Genomic DNA, 15423 nt, shown 5'->3' with positions numbered 1-15423 from the left:
ATGGCGATCGAAAGGAAACCACATATGCAACGTGTACTGTTTATCTGTTATGGAAATATCTGCCGCTCGACGATGGCTGAGTCCGTGTTTACCGAGCTCGTGCGCCGCGCTGGGCGCGAGGCGGAGTTTGCCATTGATTCCGCCGCGACATCGACCGAGGAGATCGGCAATCCGCCGCATCGTGGCACCGTTGCCAAGCTGCGTGAAGTCGGGATTCCCGTCGTTGCGCACCGCGCCCGCCAGGTGCATCGCGCAGAGTATGGTGACTGGGACCACATTGTCTATATGGATGCCGAGAACGCGCGAGGTCTGCGTCGCATTTTTGGCAGCGACCCCGATGGCAAGATCTCGCGTCTGCTCGATTGGACCGATCGCCCCGGCGACGTGGCCGATCCCTGGTACACCGGCAACTTCGATGCCACCTACCGCGATGTGCTCGCCGGCTGCATGGCCATGCTCGAGCAGTTATAGGCAAGCGAGCACGCGGACGCACGTGCCACGCCATCGGCATAAAACGAGCGTTGATAATCTCCCACTTTGAGCGTTCAAGCGCGCTCTAAACGGGAGATTATCCACGCTCGTTATCTTTGAGGGAGAAAAACCTCGCTCGATTACTCGTCGACGATCTCAGCAAGCCAGACGTTCAGCGTATCGACCTCGGGACAGCAGAACTTTGCCGTGCCGGGCTCGTTACCGGGCACGGTTCCGCCGTAGCGCAGGATGTCGATATAGGGAAAGCCCACGTGACATGCCATGGAACACATCTTGCCGCGGTCGCGGTCGAAGTCGAAGACGTCACCCGGCTTGTGCCCGTGATGGCAGCGGCATGTGCCCAGCTGGTCCACGCAGCTAATGCGAATACGTGGGCGCCTGCCGCGCGGGGCACCGAGCGGCTTGTTCTCGCCCGCCGCCTCGGTGCTGCTCTCGTCGGCGTTACTCATGGTCAACCACATCCAGGCAGGCCTCGATGGGAAGGCCGGCCGACTTGTCCTCTTGGTCGGCATTGCGCTCGATAAGCTCCGCCACCACGCGCATGGCATCGCCCGTCGCGCGCTGCAGGCTCCAACCGGCCATAACGCGGCCGACGAGCACCGCCGAAAACGTGTCGCCCGTGCCCGGGAAATACACCGGAATGAGCTCAAAGGGAATCGTGAAGTACTCCCCCGCTACATGGTCGTAACCGATAACCGCGTTCGTGCCATTGACCACGGCGCTCGTAATGACCACCGACTTGGCACCCAGCTCGCGCACGGCGTCCACAAGGGCGCGGGCCTCATCGGGCGTAATTTGCTCGGCGATAGGCCTATCGGCAAGCAGGCACGCCTCAGTATAGTTGGGCACCGCGTAGTCTGCGCACTCCAGCAGGTGCTGCATAAGGCCAATCGTGGACTCGGGCACACCCGCATAGAGCCTGCCGTTGTCGCCCATGATGGGGTCAACGAACACCTTGGTGCCCTTTTGCGCGCGACGGTGGCAAAAGTCCGAGATGACGCGCGTCTCTTCCTCGGTCACGATAAAGCCGGTCGAGATGGCGTCGAACTCAAAGCCGAGCTCCTCCCAGATGGCGAGGCTCTGGCGCACGTACTCGGTGGTGTCGTGGATGTAGAACTTGGGATAGTTGAGCGTATCGGAAACGAGGGCCGTCGGCAGGTTGTGGATGCGATAGCCCATGTGCGACAGCACCGGCAGCATGGCGGAAAGCGCAACCTTGCCGTAACCGCACATATCGTTGATCAGCAGCAGCTGAGTGTTCTTCATGAGAGTCTCCCTTGGTTCGGGCACGGCGCGGCGGCGCCACAATGCGACTAAGTGTAGCGCAGGGAGCGCTGCGGACGGAAGTTTGCACCAAAGCCTTGACAAGGAGTGTCCCTAGGTGCCGACAGAAAAGGAACGTCCCCAAGTGCCAACAAGGGCAACGCCGCAGGTTGAGGACGGACAGCGAAAGCGTTCCTAAGCGAGCAAGGTGGCGTGAAAGAGGAGGGCATAGGCCTTGTGGCCATGCCCGACGATTGAACGCCAGATTGCCGCCTAGGAACGTTTGCAGCGTCGAGCGGTTACGGCGTTTGATAAAACGCCGTAACTTAATAAGTTTGGTACCTTGACATTGATTTCTCACGCTCCTAAATTGGTTAGGCACAAAACAATTCCACTACCTAACTAAAGAAAGGAGCAACACTAATTCATGTGCGATGAACCTCTTAACCTTTGTTCGCACGAGCCCGGCGGTGACCCGTCGCAACCGGTAGACATACCCGAAGCGGTCAGCGCCGAAGACAAACTCGCCAAGCGCATCCTGAGCGGCCTGGGTTTTTGCGGCCATTACATGCATTTTCATGGCGGAGGCGTGTCCGGCAAGGCGCCCATCATCTGCCTGCTGGCCAAGCAGCCCGGCGGCGAGATGTCGCAGCAGGAACTCGGCATGCACTTTGACCTCAAGCCGGGGTCGCTTTCCGAGATCCTGTCCAAGCTCGAGGTCAACGGCCTCATCGAGCGCAGCCGTAACCCCAAGGATCGACGGCAACTCACCATTCGCCTGACCGAAACCGGCCGGGAAAACGCCCGCATCGACCAGGCGGCCCGCATCCGCTTTAGAGAACGGGCCTTTAGTGCCCTCACTCACGACGAGCGCGAGCAGCTCGCCGAAATGCTCGATAAAATCCGCGTAACCTGGGAGGAACTGGATGATTAAAACCCTCATGGGCAGCATCCGCGACTATATGAAGGTCACCGTTGCCACGCCGTTGCTCGTGCTTGGCGAGGTGCTCTGCGAGATGCTGATTCCATTTATCACCGCCAACTTAATCGACGCCATCAAAGACGGCGCCACCGTAGCCGAGATGCTTCCCACCGCAGGCTTTTTGGTGCTCATCGCGCTAACATCGCTTGCTTTTGGCGCCGCGGCCGGCGTCACCTGCAGCCATGCAAGCTGCGGGTTCGCCAAGAACCTGCGTCACGACCTGTTCTACAAGATCCAGACGTTCAGCTTTGCCAACATCGATGAGTTCTCGAGCTCCTCGCTCGTCACGCGCCTGACCACCGATATCAACAACGTGCAGCAGGCCTTTATGATGATCATCCGTATCGCCGTGCGCGCGCCGCTGGTATTGATCTTCGCCTTTACCATGGCGTTTATCATGGGCGGCAGCGTCGCCATGGTCTACCTGGTCATCATTCCGCTGCTGGGCTTTGGACTGTTCTTTATCATCTTTAAGGTGCGCCCCATCTTCTCGCGCGTGTTCCACAAGTACGATGCCCTTAACGAGTCCGTCGAGGAAAACGTCACCGGCATGCGCGTGGTCAAGAGCTACGTGCGCGAAGACTTTGAGAAGGAGAAGTTCGCCACCGCCGCGCGCGACGTCCAGATGGACTTCACCCGCGCCGAGAAGCTGCTCGCCTTTAACAACCCCATGATGAACATCTGCGTCAACGGCGCGTTTGTCGTCATCATCTACCTGGGCTCCAAGCTCATCATCACGAGCCAGGGCACGCTGTTCGACGTGGGCCAGCTCTCCTCGATCTTTACCTATGGCTTCCAAATCCTCATGAGTCTGATGCAGCTGTCGATGATCTTTGTCATGGTGACCATGGCCGACGAATCGGCGCACCGCATCACCGAGGTGCTGGCCGCCGAGCCCACGATCGCCGATCCCGCCGAGCCCGTGCTCGAGGTCGCCGATGGCTCCATCGACTTTGACCACGTGAGCTTTAAGTATTCCGCGCATGCGAAGCGCCAGGCGCTCGACGATATCGACCTGCACATTAAGAGCGGCGAGACCATCGGCATCATCGGCGGCACCGGCTCGGCCAAGTCCACGCTTGTAAACCTCATCGCCCGCCTGTACGACGCCACCGAAGGCACCGTGCGCGTGGGCGGCGTGGATGTGCGCGACTACGACTTGGACGCCCTGCGCCACCAAGTGGCCATGGTGCTGCAGAAAAACGTGCTGTTTAGCGGCACGATTGCCGAGAACCTGCGTTGGGGCGACCCGAACGCCACCGACGAAGAGGTCCGCGAGGCGGCACATCTGGCCTGCGCCGACGAGTTTGTCGATGGCTTCCCCAAGGGCTATGACACCTGGATCGAGCAGGGCGGCTCCAATGTTTCCGGCGGTCAGAAGCAGCGCCTGTGCATTGCGCGTGCCCTGCTGCGTCGCCCCAAGATCTTGATCCTGGACGACTCCACCAGCGCCGTCGACACCAAGACCGACGCCAAGATCCGCGCAGGGCTGGCAAGCTATCTGCCCAACACGACCAAGCTCATCATCGCCCAGCGCATTAGCTCCGTGCAGGATGCAGACCGCATCATCGTCATGGAGGGCGGCCGTATCGCTCAGATCGGCAGCCATGACGAGCTACTCAAGACGAGCGAGATCTACCGCGAGACCTTCACCTCGCAAAACAAGATGTCTGCCGAGGGCGAAGAGGCCGTCGAAGCCGACACCGAGGCATCCGCAACACAAGCTCAGACCCAGGAAGGAGGCGAGGCACATGAGTAAGGCAACGACCGCCGAGCGCGCGCTCAACCGCAAGGGTGGCACCATGTCGCGCCTCATCAAGACGCTCTTTGGCTTCTACCCCGTGCTTTTGCCCCTCGTCGTCGTCGGCGTGGTGCTCTGCGCCATCATCAACTCCATCGGCGCGACCTTCCTTCAGAGCGCCCTGCAGATTATTAGCGAATCGTGGCAGTCGGGCGATTGGGAAGCTGCACAGCCCAAGATCGCACAGCTCGTGACCACCCTCGCCTGCATCTACGGCGTCGGCATCCTGTCCTCGCTGTTCTGGAACCGCGCCATGGCCATCGTCACGCAGGGCTCGCTCGAGAAGCTTCGCGAGAAGATGTTCAACCGCATGCAGGACCTGCCGATCCGCTACTTCGACACGCACCAGCGCGGCGACATCATGAGCCACTACACCAACGACATCGACACGCTGCGCCAGATGATCAGCCAGTCGCTGCCCAACCTGCTCATGACGATCATCATCATCGTCACGGTGTTCTTTATCATGCTGTACTACAGCGTGTGGATGTGCCTGGTCATCATCGCCGGCGTCGCCTTTATGACCTTTATGACCAAGCTGCTCGGCTCCAACTCCGCGCGCTTCTTCATTGCGCAGCAGACCGAGCTCGGCGTGGTCGAGGGCCATATCGAGGAGGTCATGAACGGCCAGAAGGTCGTCAAGGCGTTCTGCCACGAGTCTGCCGCCGAGGCCGATTTTGACGAGCGCAACGAAAAGCTCTTCGAGGTCTCCCAGAAGGCCAACATGTACGCCAACATCCTCATGCCCATCCTTATGAACCTGGGCAACCTGCTCTACGTGCTGGTCGCACTGGCGGGCGGCATTTTCCTGGCGCTGGGCGTGCCCAACCTGAGCATCTCGGGCATGGCGCTGTCCATCGCCGTCGTGGTGCCGTTCCTCAACATGACCAAGCAGTTCTGCGGACAGATCGGCCAGATCTCGCAGCAGATCAACGCCGTGGTCATGGGCCTCGCCGGCGCCGACCGTATCTTTGAGCTTATCGACGAGGAGCCCGAAGCCGACGAAGGCTATGTGACGCTCGTCAACGCTCAGGTGAACCCCGACACCTGGCAGCTCGAGGAGGCCGACCACCACACCGGCATGTGGGCGTGGAAACATCCGCACCGCGCAACCGGCGAGATCGAGTACGTGCCGCTGCGCGGCGACCTGGTCATGGACAACGTCGACTTTGGCTACACGCCCGACCACGAGGTGTTGCACGGCGTGTCCGTGTTTGCCAAGCCGGGCCAGAAGGTCGCGTTTGTCGGCGCCACCGGTGCCGGTAAGACGACCATCACCAACCTCATCAACCGCTTCTACGACATCGCCGACGGCAAGATCCGCTACGACGGCATCAACGTCAACAAGATCCGCAAGGCCGACCTGCGCCGCTCGCTGGGCGTCGTGCTACAGGACGTGAACCTGTTCACCGGCACTGTGATGGATAACATCCGCTACGGCAACCTGGACGCTACCGACGAGGAGTGCATCGCGGCGGCCAAGCTCGCGGGCGCGGACGACTTTATCACCCGCCTGCCCGACGGCTACGACACCATGCTCACCGGCAACGGCGCGCAGCTGTCGCAGGGCCAGCGCCAGCTGATCTCGATCGCACGCGCCGCCGTCGCCGATCCGCCGGCGATGATTCTGGACGAGGCCACGTCGAGCATTGACACCCGCACCGAGGCCATCGTGCAGGCGGGCATGGACAAGCTCATGGAGGGCCGCACGACGTTTGTCATCGCGCACCGCCTGTCCACCGTGCGCAACTCCGACGCAATCATCTGTCTGGACCACGGCCGCATCATCGAGCGCGGCAACCACGACGAGCTGATCGCCAAGCGCGGGTATTACTACCAGCTCTATACCGGAGCGTTTGAGCTGGAGTAGTTCGGCTCGCCGAGATGGCCGATTTGCCGCTCATTCGTCGGGCATGACCCTAAGGTCAATGCCCTCCTCTTTCGGGGCAAATCGACTCATCTCAGCGACCCAAACACAATGCGCCGCAACGAATAAAGCCTCCGCAGCCACACGAGCTGCGGAGGCTTTTTCATGCCGGCCGGAAACCGTATCCCACTTTTCGGGCCCAAAATGGGATGCCGTTTCCCGCTGGACCCCCTCCGGGAAACGGCATCCCATTTCAAGGGGGTAAACCGGGATGTGATTTCCCCTAACGGCACCTTTGGGAAGCCGCATCCCACTCTAGACGCACAAAACGGGATGAGCTTTCCCATGGTGATCCAAGACCAGAAGCATGTCCGATAGCGCAGCCAGGTCAAGAACAACAAGGCAAGCGTCACGCCAATTTGGACGAGCGTCTGCTGCAGTTTGAGGCTGCTGGCCCATATGGTAGAGTTAACCACCCATGAATTTCAGCACACTGCGTGCTACCTGCTCTTTTGTCATTTAGGGGAGTGAACTTGTGAATACTTCTGTCGCCAAGAAGGCCAGCCAGGCGGTGCGCCTGCTCATGATGGTGCTCACGGCAGTTCTCATCTTCTTCTTCATCAATGTTATGCTGCTCGTCTCCGATATCCAGGGCACGGCGCGTGTGGTCAACTACGCCGGCCTGGTGCGCGGTACCACGCAGCGAATCGTTAAGCTCGAGGACGCGGGCCAGCCTCAAGATGACCTGCTCAAAGCCGTGGATTCATACATCAACGGTTTGCGTTACGGAAGTGACGACCTCAACCTCGTCCGTCTCGATGACGACGAGTATCAGGCAAAGATGACCGAGCTTGCAAATTATTTTGATGAGCTTTGCGCCGAGATCATCCGCGTGCGCGAAGTCGGCTATGAGAACACCGACATCATCCCTATGAGCGAGGAGTTCTTTGGCATTTGCGACGATGCTACGCGACTCGCAGAGGACTACTCTCAGGAGAAGGCGTCGGCGCTCAACTATCTCGAGGGCTTGGTGATCATCGACATCATGGGCTTGGTGGCGACCTTTGCGGTCGAACTTGTTCGCGCGGTGCGAACTGCCGCGCTCAATCGCGAACTGCAGAGCAAAGTCTATCTCGACGAAGCCACGGGACTGCCCAACAAGAACAAGTGCGAGGAGGTCTTGGGGCAGGAGCAGCCTGTCTCCGCGGAGGCGCCCGTTGCGATGTGCGTCTTCGACCTTAACAATCTGCATACGGTCAATAACAACTTCGGCCACGAGAAAGGCGACGAATACATCCGTTCTTTTGCCCAGCAGCTGGGGCGTGTGGCGTCCGAGACGTGCTTTGTGGGTCGCGACGGCGGCGATGAGTTTATCGCGGTGCTGCGGGATACCGATCGAGCTGCCGTGGAGTCCTGTCTCGCTCGGGTTCGTGCGAACGTGAACGAGTATTCCGAGGCTCACCCCGACATGCCCATCAGCTATGCGGTGGGCTATGCGCTTTCCAGTGATTTTGACGAGCCGCCTACCATGCGCGAACTCTTTTCCCAGGCCGACAAAAACATGTACATCGACAAGAACCGCGTAAAGGCAGCCGAGGCAGCCGGGCTGCCACGCGAGGAACGCTAAACCCGTAGCAAAGGGTAGCTAATTTGGGACGGGGCTCTTTTGGCTACTTGAGAAGCTGGGCCATGGCGTTGACGAATTTTTGGACTTGGAGGGTGGGCTCGAGCGGGTAGTGCAGAAAGACCGGCACCTCGCGGCCGCACAGGAACGGTACGCCCACAAAGGCCGGGTGCACCCCCGACCATGCGCCGCAGGTGAGCACCGCGTCGCCCTTTTCCTCCGCCTCGTTAAAGAGCGCAAAGTCGAAGCTATCCACATCGATCACGTCCACGCCGCCGTCGGCCAACAGGTCGATGCGCAGGCTGTCCATGGCATCGTTGCCGTGACGCAGCACGCGCAGACGCATGCCCTCCAAGTCGGCAACCGTGATGCGATTCTTGCGCGCCAACGTACTCGTGCGCGGCAGGTCGATATAAAACGGCACGTTAACGATGCGGAGCTTTTGGCAGGCGTCGCCCCAGCGTGGGGTAGAAAAACTCGACTGCACCACATCGACCTCGCGGCCCAAGCTGCGCATGACGGTCTCGCGCTCGTCGTAGAGGTCGCTTACCGGCACAATCTCAAATCGCAGCGACGGCTCCAGATCGTGGATGCCCGTCCACATCGAAAGCGTTTGGCGCCCCGGGCACATCATCGACACACCCAGGCGCACGGCACCGCCATCGCCCGCCGCGCGTCGGGCGCGGCGCAGCGCGTCCTCGGACTGCCGCATGATCGAGCGCGCGTCATCCACCAGCAGAGCGCCCGCCGGCGTCACCTTAACACCCGAATGCGAGCGCTCGAACAACGTGATACCAAATTCGGCCTCAAATCCCGACACCTGTTTGACGAGCGCCGGGGTCGACACGCGCAATTTTGCCGCCGCACGCGAGAAGCTTCCCAGCTCCGCGGCGGCCGATATGGCCTCAAGTCGTCGATCGTACACGTCAATCTCCCGTTTTCGCGCCCGTGGCCACATGGTGCCATAGGGGGTTGTTTTCGCAGGTCACGCGCTCAATTGAGAATAAACTGCATCGCACAGTGTAAACCTACGATTAACGCCATTCTAACAAATATGCAATTCACCTGCGCAAATGCAAAGCATACGATAACCAGCAAAAACCACGTGGGTCGGTTAACGGGAGCGACCCACCGGGAGGCACAAGAAGGGAAGTTCCTATGAGCAACTGGCTTAAGCTCGAGGGCGATGTCTGCGCCGTGACTGGCGCGCTCGGCGGTATGGGCGTCGAGATTTGCCGCGAGTTCGCCCGCAACGGCGCCAACGTCGTCCTGCTCGATCTGGACGAGGAAAAGGTCAAGGCCGCTGCCGCCGACCTCGCCGCCGAGTTTGGCATCCACGCCGAGGGCTACAAGATGAACGCTACCGACGAGGCCGAGGTTCAGGCCGCCGTCGACGCCACGATCCGCGACTTCGGCCGCATCGACGTTCTCGTCAACACCGCCGGCATCCTGCGCTTCGCCGCCATGGAAGACCTGCCGCTGAGCGACTGGGAGCAGGTGCTCAACGTCAACCTCACCGGTTACTTCATCACCTCGCAGCGCTTTGGTCGCGAGATGATCAAGGCCGGCCAGGGCCGCCTGGTGCACATCTCGACCGTTGCCAGCCACTCCCCCGAGACGTTCTCGGGCGTGTACAGCTCCACCAAGGCGGGCGTCAACATGATGTCCAAGATGCTCGCCGCCGAGTGGGGCCCCTACGGCGTCCGCTCCAACTGCGTCGAGCCTTGCTTCGTTAAGACCCCGATGTCGGCCAACTTCTACGCCGACCCCGAGGTCGAAAAGAGCCGCAGCCGTCTGATCGCCACGCGCCGCATCGGCGAGGTCAGCGATATCGCCAACGCCGTCATGTTCCTGGCGTCCAAGCGCTCGGACTTTACCACCGGCGACGCCATCAAAGTCGACGGTGGCTTCTCCAATATGATGGGCGACCTCACCGCCAAGCCCGGCGGCCGTCGCGCCTATGCCGACAACTACCTCAAGAACAAGGGTGTCGAGCTTTGGTCCGATGAGTCCGGCGTCGCCAAGCCGACTGACCAGTAAACCAACCTAACAGGGAGGTCCGCGAATACGCCCGCTCCTCCCCCGTATCGATCAGAAAGAGTCCAATGGCTTCCACCAACTCCAACAAGGGTCGCGCCGTCGTGCTTTCCGCCGCGTGCGTCACCATGTTCTTCATCAGCTCAATCGCGCTGTACTCCGTCGTGAGCAAGAACCTGCTCGCCGTCTACCCCGAGTGGTCCAGCGCCCTTACCTGGGCGTTCCCGGTCTTTCAGACCATCATGGCCGTGACGGGCATCTTCGCCGGCCGCATCTCCGATAAGATCGGCCCGCGCAACGTCGTGATCGCCGCCGCTGTGTGCTACGGCCTGGGCTGGTTCATGTCCGGCACCGTCACCGAGCCGTGGCAGTTCTACCTGTGGTTCTCGCTCGTCGCCGCCATCGGCAACGGCCTGGGCTACAACCCGGCACTCACCACCGGTCAAAAGTGGTTCATCGACAAAAAGGGCCTTGCCTCCGGCATCACCCTGGCCGCTTCGACCGCCGGCCCCGCCGTGCTCTCCCCGGTGCTCGCCTCGTTGCTCATCCCGAGCCTGGGCATCTTTGGCGCCCTTAAGGCGCTCGGCGTCATCTTCTTTGTGACGATTGCTGCCTCCGCCCTGTTCCTGAAGGCCCCCGAGGCCGGTTGGCTGCCCGAGGGCTTCGAGGCCCCCAAGGGCGGCGCGCACGCCGGCACCTTCGGCGACCTCACCCCGGGCGAGATGGTCAAGACCCCGCGCTTCTGGGTCCTCATCGTCACTTTCGCCTTTGCCGCCACCGCGGGCACCCTGCTCGTGGGCAAGGTTGCCTCCATCGCCGCCGTCCAGCTCTTCGCCGACCCCACGAGCGCCGCGGCCGTCGCCCTCGGCGGTGTGGTGGTCTCCGTCAACACCTGCGCCAACCTGGTCGGCCGCCTGTCCTTTGGCCAGATCATCGACAAGCTCGGCGCCTATAAGTCGCTGCTCATCAGCCTTGTCGTCACCATCGTCGCCCTCGTCATCATGTCGATGAGCTTTACGCAGAGCATGTTCTTTGTGGCGCTCGCCCTGCTCGGCTTTAGCTTTGGCGCTCTGCTCGTCATCTACCCGCCGCTCACCGGTGGCGCCTTTGGCACCAGCAACATCGGCGTCAACTACGGCATCATGTTTTTGGGCTACGCCGCTTCCACCTGGATCAGCCAGCCCATCACCGCCGTGCTGTATCACGCCGAGGCCGGCAGCGCCGCCTACCAGCAGTCCTTCTACGGCGCTATTGTGATCGCCGCCATCGCCGTCGTGCTCACCGTCTACATGATGGTCTCCGACAGCAAGAAGAAGTCCGCCTAGTTTTACCGATGCGACGAAGGGACAGCCCCTTTGTCGCATTCCACCGGTCACCGGTATTAAGGAGTCGAAATGTCTGAGCTCAACCCCGTCCGCATTGCCGTTATCGGCGCCGGCGCCATGGGCCGCAACCACATCCGCTTTGTCACCGAGGAGCCCGAGGCCGAGCTCGTCGCCATCGCCGACGCCTTTGAGGGCGCCCGCGCCACGGCCGAGGCCGCCGGCGTGCCGTTTTACACCGATCCCGCCCAGATGATGGACGAGATCAAGCCCGAGGCCGTCATTATCGCTACCCCCAACGACCTGCACCTAGGCGTTGCTCGCGAGGCTGTGAAGCGCAACATCGTGCCGCTGGTCGAAAAGCCGATCTCCAACGATCTCGAGGATGCCCAGGCCTTCGCCGCCGAGGCCGAAACCGCCGGCGTGCCCGTGCTCGTGGGTCAGCACCGTCGCCACAACCCCTTCGTCAACAAGGCCAAGGAGATCATCGAGTCCGGCGAGCTGGGCAAGCTCACCGTGTCGAGCTTCCACTACATGATCTATAAGAATGACGAGTATTTCGATGTCGAGTGGCGCCGCAAGAAGGGTGCCGGCCCGATCCTGGTCAACCTGGTGCACGACGTCGACCTGCTCCGCTACCTGCTGGGCGAGCCCGTTGCCGTCCAGGGCATGCAGTCCAGCGCCGCCCGCGGTTTTGAGACCGAGGACTCCGCCGTGGTCAACGTCCGTTTTGCCGACGGCGCGCTCGCGAGCATGACCATCTCTGACGCCACCGCCAGCCCCTGGAACTGGGAGGCGACCGCTCGCGAGGATCCGCAGTACCGCCCCTTCGACGCCGACGCCTACTTTATCGGCGGCACCAAGGGCGCCCTTTCGCTGCCCCGCCTGCACCAGTTCTCCTACGACGGCGCCTCTAACTGGCACAAGCCGCTGCAGATGGAGATTCCGGCCGTCGACCCGGCACTGCCGCACAAGATGCAGCTCAAGCACTTTGTGAAGGTTGTCCGCCGCGAGGTCGAGCCCGTCGTGACCCCCGCCGATAACGTCAAGACGCTCACGCTTCTCAACGCCATCAAGGAGGCCGCCGAGACCGGCCAGCTCGTTGAGCTGTAATGCCTTAAGAGCGGGCCGCGGCAAACTCCCCGCCGAGCGCCTCGGCCCGCCACCAACAAGCCCCTCTTCTTTGCCCCGCGAGCAGCCTCCTGCCCGCGGGGCATTTTGCTACTTCGCTGACGATTTTTCTGAGACGGGGGGGCTTTTTGCACCTCAGCTTGATTCGCTCGCCATGAAATGTGCCTATCTACTACGTTCAACCGATCACCCTCAACCATGCCAAATTTCCCGGAATAAAAACCGCAGGTAGACGGGTTGCGCATTTTCGGAAAACCGGGGGATGGTCGACCCACACGGTTCAAACGTAGTAGATAGGCCGCTTTCGTGCTTCCGCGCCAAAACAGTCTTTTTTGAGCGAAGTGGCAGGTGGTATCCTTGGTAGCTCTGTGCTGCAAACGCACCTTTACCGCAAGGAGTTCCATGGATCTTATCGCCCAGCTCGCCCACGAGCTCAACCTTAAGGCCGCCAACATCGAGGCGGCCGTCAAGCTCATCGACGAAGGCAACACCATCCCCTTTATCTCGCGCTACCGCAAGGAAGCCACGGGCGGCATGGATGACGTCGCCCTGCGCGCCCTCGACGAGCGCCTGTCATACCTGCGCAATCTTGAGCAGCGTAAAGAGGACGTCATTCTGCTCATCGACGCCCAGGGCAAGCTCACGCCCGAACTCGAGCAGCAGATTCGCGAGGCCACACAACTCCAGCGTGTCGAGGACCTCTACAAGCCCTACCGCAAAAAGCGCATGACCCGCGCGCAGAAGGCCCGCGAGGCAGGCCTGGAGCCGCTCGCCAACATGATCATCATGCAGGCCTCGGCCAAGGGCAGCGCGCTCGACGCCGCCGCGGCATACATCAACGAGGAAGCCGGCTTCGGCACGTCCGAGAAGGCGCTTGCCGGCGCCGCTGACATCGTGGCCGAGACGGTAGCCGAAGACCCCGAGAACGTCGCCGACCTGCGCGCCTTTACGCAAAACACCGCCGACATCGTCGTCGAGGCCACCGACCCCGCCGAGAAGACTCCCTACGAGCCGTACTACAGCTATGACGAGCCACTGCGCCGTATACCCAACCACCGCGTGCTGGCTATCGACCGCGGTGAGCGCGAGGGCAAGCTCCGCGTGCGCGTGAACGTCGACGGCGCCGCCGCCACGGCGCGCCTCGGCAGCCGTTGGCCCCGTCGCCAGGGCGTGTTCGCGCCCGTCTTCGATGCCGCTATTGCTGACGGCTACAAGCGCCTCATGGCTCCCTCGCTGGAGCGCGAGGCCCGCGCCAAGCTCACCGTCCGCGCGCAGACCGAGGCCATCAACGTCTTTGCTAAGAATCTTGAGGGCCTGCTCTCGGCCCGCCCCGTCCGCGGCGCCCGCGTGCTCGCGCTCGATCCGGGCTACCGCACCGGCTGCAAGGTCGCCGTCATGGACGAGACCGGAAAGCTGCTCGACCACGGCGTGGTCTACCCTACCAAGCCACGCCACGACGTCGCCGGCACCAAGCGCGAGCTCGCTCGCCTCGTCAAGAAGGATGGCGTCAACACCATCGTCATCGGCAATGGCACCGCTAGCCGCGAGACCGAGGAAGTCGTCTCGGAGTTCATCGCCGAGCAGGCGCCCGGCCTTCGATACACCATCGTCAACGAAGCCGGCGCGTCGGTGTACTCCGCCTCCGAGCTCGCAAGTCAGGAGTATCCCGACCTGGATGTCACCGTGCGCGGCGCCATGAGCCTGGGCCGCCGCCTGCAGGACCCGTTGGCAGAGCTCGTCAAGATTCCGCCCCAGTCCATCGGCGTCGGCCAGTACCAGCACGACCTTGACCAGGCCGAGCTCTCGCGAACCCTAGGCCACGTGGTGGAGGACGTCGTCAACCGCGTGGGCGTCGACGTAAACACCGCGAGCGCGAGCCTGCTGGGATACGTATCGGGCATCACGCCGAGCGTGGCCAAGAACATCGTGGCCTACCGCGAGGAAAACGGCGCCTTTACCGATCGTCGCCAGCTTAAGAAGGTCCCCAAGCTAGGACCCAAGGCATATCTCAACGCCGCGGGCTTTTTGCGCATCAGCGGCGGCAAGAACCCGCTCGACGCGACGAGCGTCCACCCCGAGAGCTACGAGGTAGCCACGGCCGTCCTGGAGCGCGCCGGCGTTGCGGCAAGCGAGCTCAGCCGTGGCGGCGTGCCCGATATCGAGCGCCGCCTGGGCAGCATCTCGACGCTGGCAAGCGACCTGGACTGCGGCACCCTGACGCTCATCGACATCGTCAACGAGCTCAAGAAGCCCGGCCGCGACCCGCGCGACGACGCGCCCGAGGTGGTCTTTAGCCGCTCGGCACTTTCCATCGACGACCTGGAACCCGGCATGGAGCTCAAGGGCACGGTGCGCAACGTCGTCGACTTTGGCGCCTTTGTCGACGTGGGCGTGCACCAGGACGGCCTCGTGCACATCTCCAAGCTGGCCAACCGCTTTATCAAGCACCCGAGCGACGTCGTGCGCGTCGGCGACACGGTCAAAGTGTGGGTCGAGAAGGTCGATCGCGACCGCAAGAAGATCTCGCTCACCATGGTGCAGGGAAAGTAAACCGCCAAAGCAAGGGTACCCCCTCTCGCGACGTGCAAAATCGCGAGTATTCTGCAAATTCCACCGTTCCGGATGCCCCTCAGAGACGAAAAAGTAAGAAACAGCCCCCGTTTTAGCGTTTTTAGAGACAAAACGGGGGCTGTTCCGTGCTTCAGCTAGCTGGTAAAAGCCTTTACCTTGCTGAATACTCTCAATTTTGCACGGCGCAGGCAGGGGTACCTTTGTCCACGGCAGAATATGGAAGCCAATCACCAACCTACCGGCAAGTTCGTGTCGGCAGCCCCGGCCTTTCCTTTGCCTAGCGCGACCCTCGCGAAGCGCGTGAGCGATAGGGAAAGGAAAAGCCGGGGCGAA

At 61.7% G+C, this 15423-nt stretch carries 12 protein-coding genes; 9 read left to right on the top strand and 3 right to left on the bottom strand.

What is annotated here, in order from left to right; genetic code table 11:
* The first annotated feature begins 24 nt into the window (after window positions 1–24).
* Window positions 25–471, top strand: a complete 447-nt coding sequence (locus AAAX32_RS07105; protein ID WP_271759400.1) for a low molecular weight protein-tyrosine-phosphatase — start codon at window positions 25–27, stop codon at window positions 469–471.
* 140 nt (window positions 472–611) lie between these two features.
* Here the strand turns inward: AAAX32_RS07105 and AAAX32_RS07100 are convergent, their stop codons facing one another.
* Together AAAX32_RS07100 and AAAX32_RS07095 are read right to left on the bottom strand one after the other, a co-directional pair.
* Window positions 612–941: a TIGR04076 family protein gene (locus AAAX32_RS07100; RefSeq protein WP_212746010.1), complete on the bottom strand. Its 330-nt coding sequence runs from the start codon at window positions 939–941 to the stop codon at window positions 612–614.
* A complete protein-coding gene (locus AAAX32_RS07095; protein WP_138340507.1) occupies window positions 934–1758 on the bottom strand; it encodes a PfkB family carbohydrate kinase in 825 nt (274 codons plus the stop codon). Before AAAX32_RS07095 ends, AAAX32_RS07100 begins: the two co-directional genes overlap by 8 nt.
* Window positions 1759–2182: 424 nt before the next feature.
* On the opposite strand from AAAX32_RS07095, the gene AAAX32_RS07090 reads away from it, so the two are divergent.
* The 4 genes from AAAX32_RS07090 to AAAX32_RS07075 all read left to right on the top strand — a co-directional run bounded on the left by AAAX32_RS07090 (window position 2183) and on the right by AAAX32_RS07075 (window position 8032).
* Window positions 2183–2689: a MarR family winged helix-turn-helix transcriptional regulator gene (locus AAAX32_RS07090; RefSeq protein ID WP_349100375.1), complete on the top strand. Its 507-nt coding sequence runs from the start codon at window positions 2183–2185 to the stop codon at window positions 2687–2689.
* Window positions 2682–4496 (top strand): ABC transporter ATP-binding protein, encoded by a 1815-nt coding sequence (locus tag AAAX32_RS07085; protein ID WP_349100374.1) that lies wholly within the window; start codon window positions 2682–2684, stop codon window positions 4494–4496. Before AAAX32_RS07090 ends, AAAX32_RS07085 begins: the two co-directional genes overlap by 8 nt.
* Window positions 4489–6408 (top strand): ABC transporter ATP-binding protein, encoded by a 1920-nt coding sequence (locus tag AAAX32_RS07080; protein WP_349100373.1) that lies wholly within the window; start codon window positions 4489–4491, stop codon window positions 6406–6408. Before AAAX32_RS07085 ends, AAAX32_RS07080 begins: the two co-directional genes overlap by 8 nt.
* 532 nt (window positions 6409–6940) lie before the next feature.
* A complete protein-coding gene (locus AAAX32_RS07075; RefSeq protein ID WP_349100372.1) occupies window positions 6941–8032 on the top strand; it encodes a GGDEF domain-containing protein in 1092 nt (363 codons plus the stop codon).
* 43 nt (window positions 8033–8075) lie between these two features.
* Here AAAX32_RS07075 and AAAX32_RS07070 read toward each other — a convergent pair whose 3' ends face one another.
* Window positions 8076–8954 (bottom strand): LysR family transcriptional regulator, encoded by an 879-nt coding sequence (locus AAAX32_RS07070; RefSeq protein WP_226790700.1) that lies wholly within the window; start codon window positions 8952–8954, stop codon window positions 8076–8078.
* Between the two features lie 233 nt (window positions 8955–9187).
* Between AAAX32_RS07070 and AAAX32_RS07065 the strand changes: the two genes are divergently transcribed.
* The 4 genes from AAAX32_RS07065 (at window position 9188) to AAAX32_RS07050 (ending at window position 15069) form a co-directional block, all read left to right on the top strand.
* The gene (locus tag AAAX32_RS07065; protein ID WP_217108343.1) at window positions 9188–10069 is read left to right on the top strand and encodes an SDR family oxidoreductase; all 882 of its coding nucleotides are present in this window, start codon (window positions 9188–9190) and stop codon (window positions 10067–10069) included.
* A gap of 65 nt (window positions 10070–10134) precedes the next feature.
* On the top strand, window positions 10135–11391 hold the full coding sequence (locus AAAX32_RS07060; protein WP_117646283.1) for an MFS transporter: 1257 nt from the start codon (window positions 10135–10137) through the stop codon (window positions 11389–11391).
* 69 nt (window positions 11392–11460) lie between these two features.
* Window positions 11461–12501, top strand: coding sequence for a Gfo/Idh/MocA family oxidoreductase (locus AAAX32_RS07055; RefSeq protein WP_217108344.1), 1041 nt, complete (start codon window positions 11461–11463; stop codon window positions 12499–12501).
* A gap of 420 nt (window positions 12502–12921) precedes the next feature.
* A complete protein-coding gene (locus tag AAAX32_RS07050; protein ID WP_349100371.1) occupies window positions 12922–15069 on the top strand; it encodes a Tex family protein in 2148 nt (715 codons plus the stop codon).
* Window positions 15070–15423 lie beyond the last annotated feature (354 nt).

The sequence above is a fragment of the Collinsella sp. CLA-ER-H3 genome (assembly GCF_040092425.1).
In the GTDB taxonomy this organism is placed as follows: domain Bacteria; phylum Actinomycetota; class Coriobacteriia; order Coriobacteriales; family Coriobacteriaceae; genus Collinsella.
Note: the sequence above shows the minus strand (reverse complement) of the source record. Positions and strands in the feature narration are given on the sequence as shown.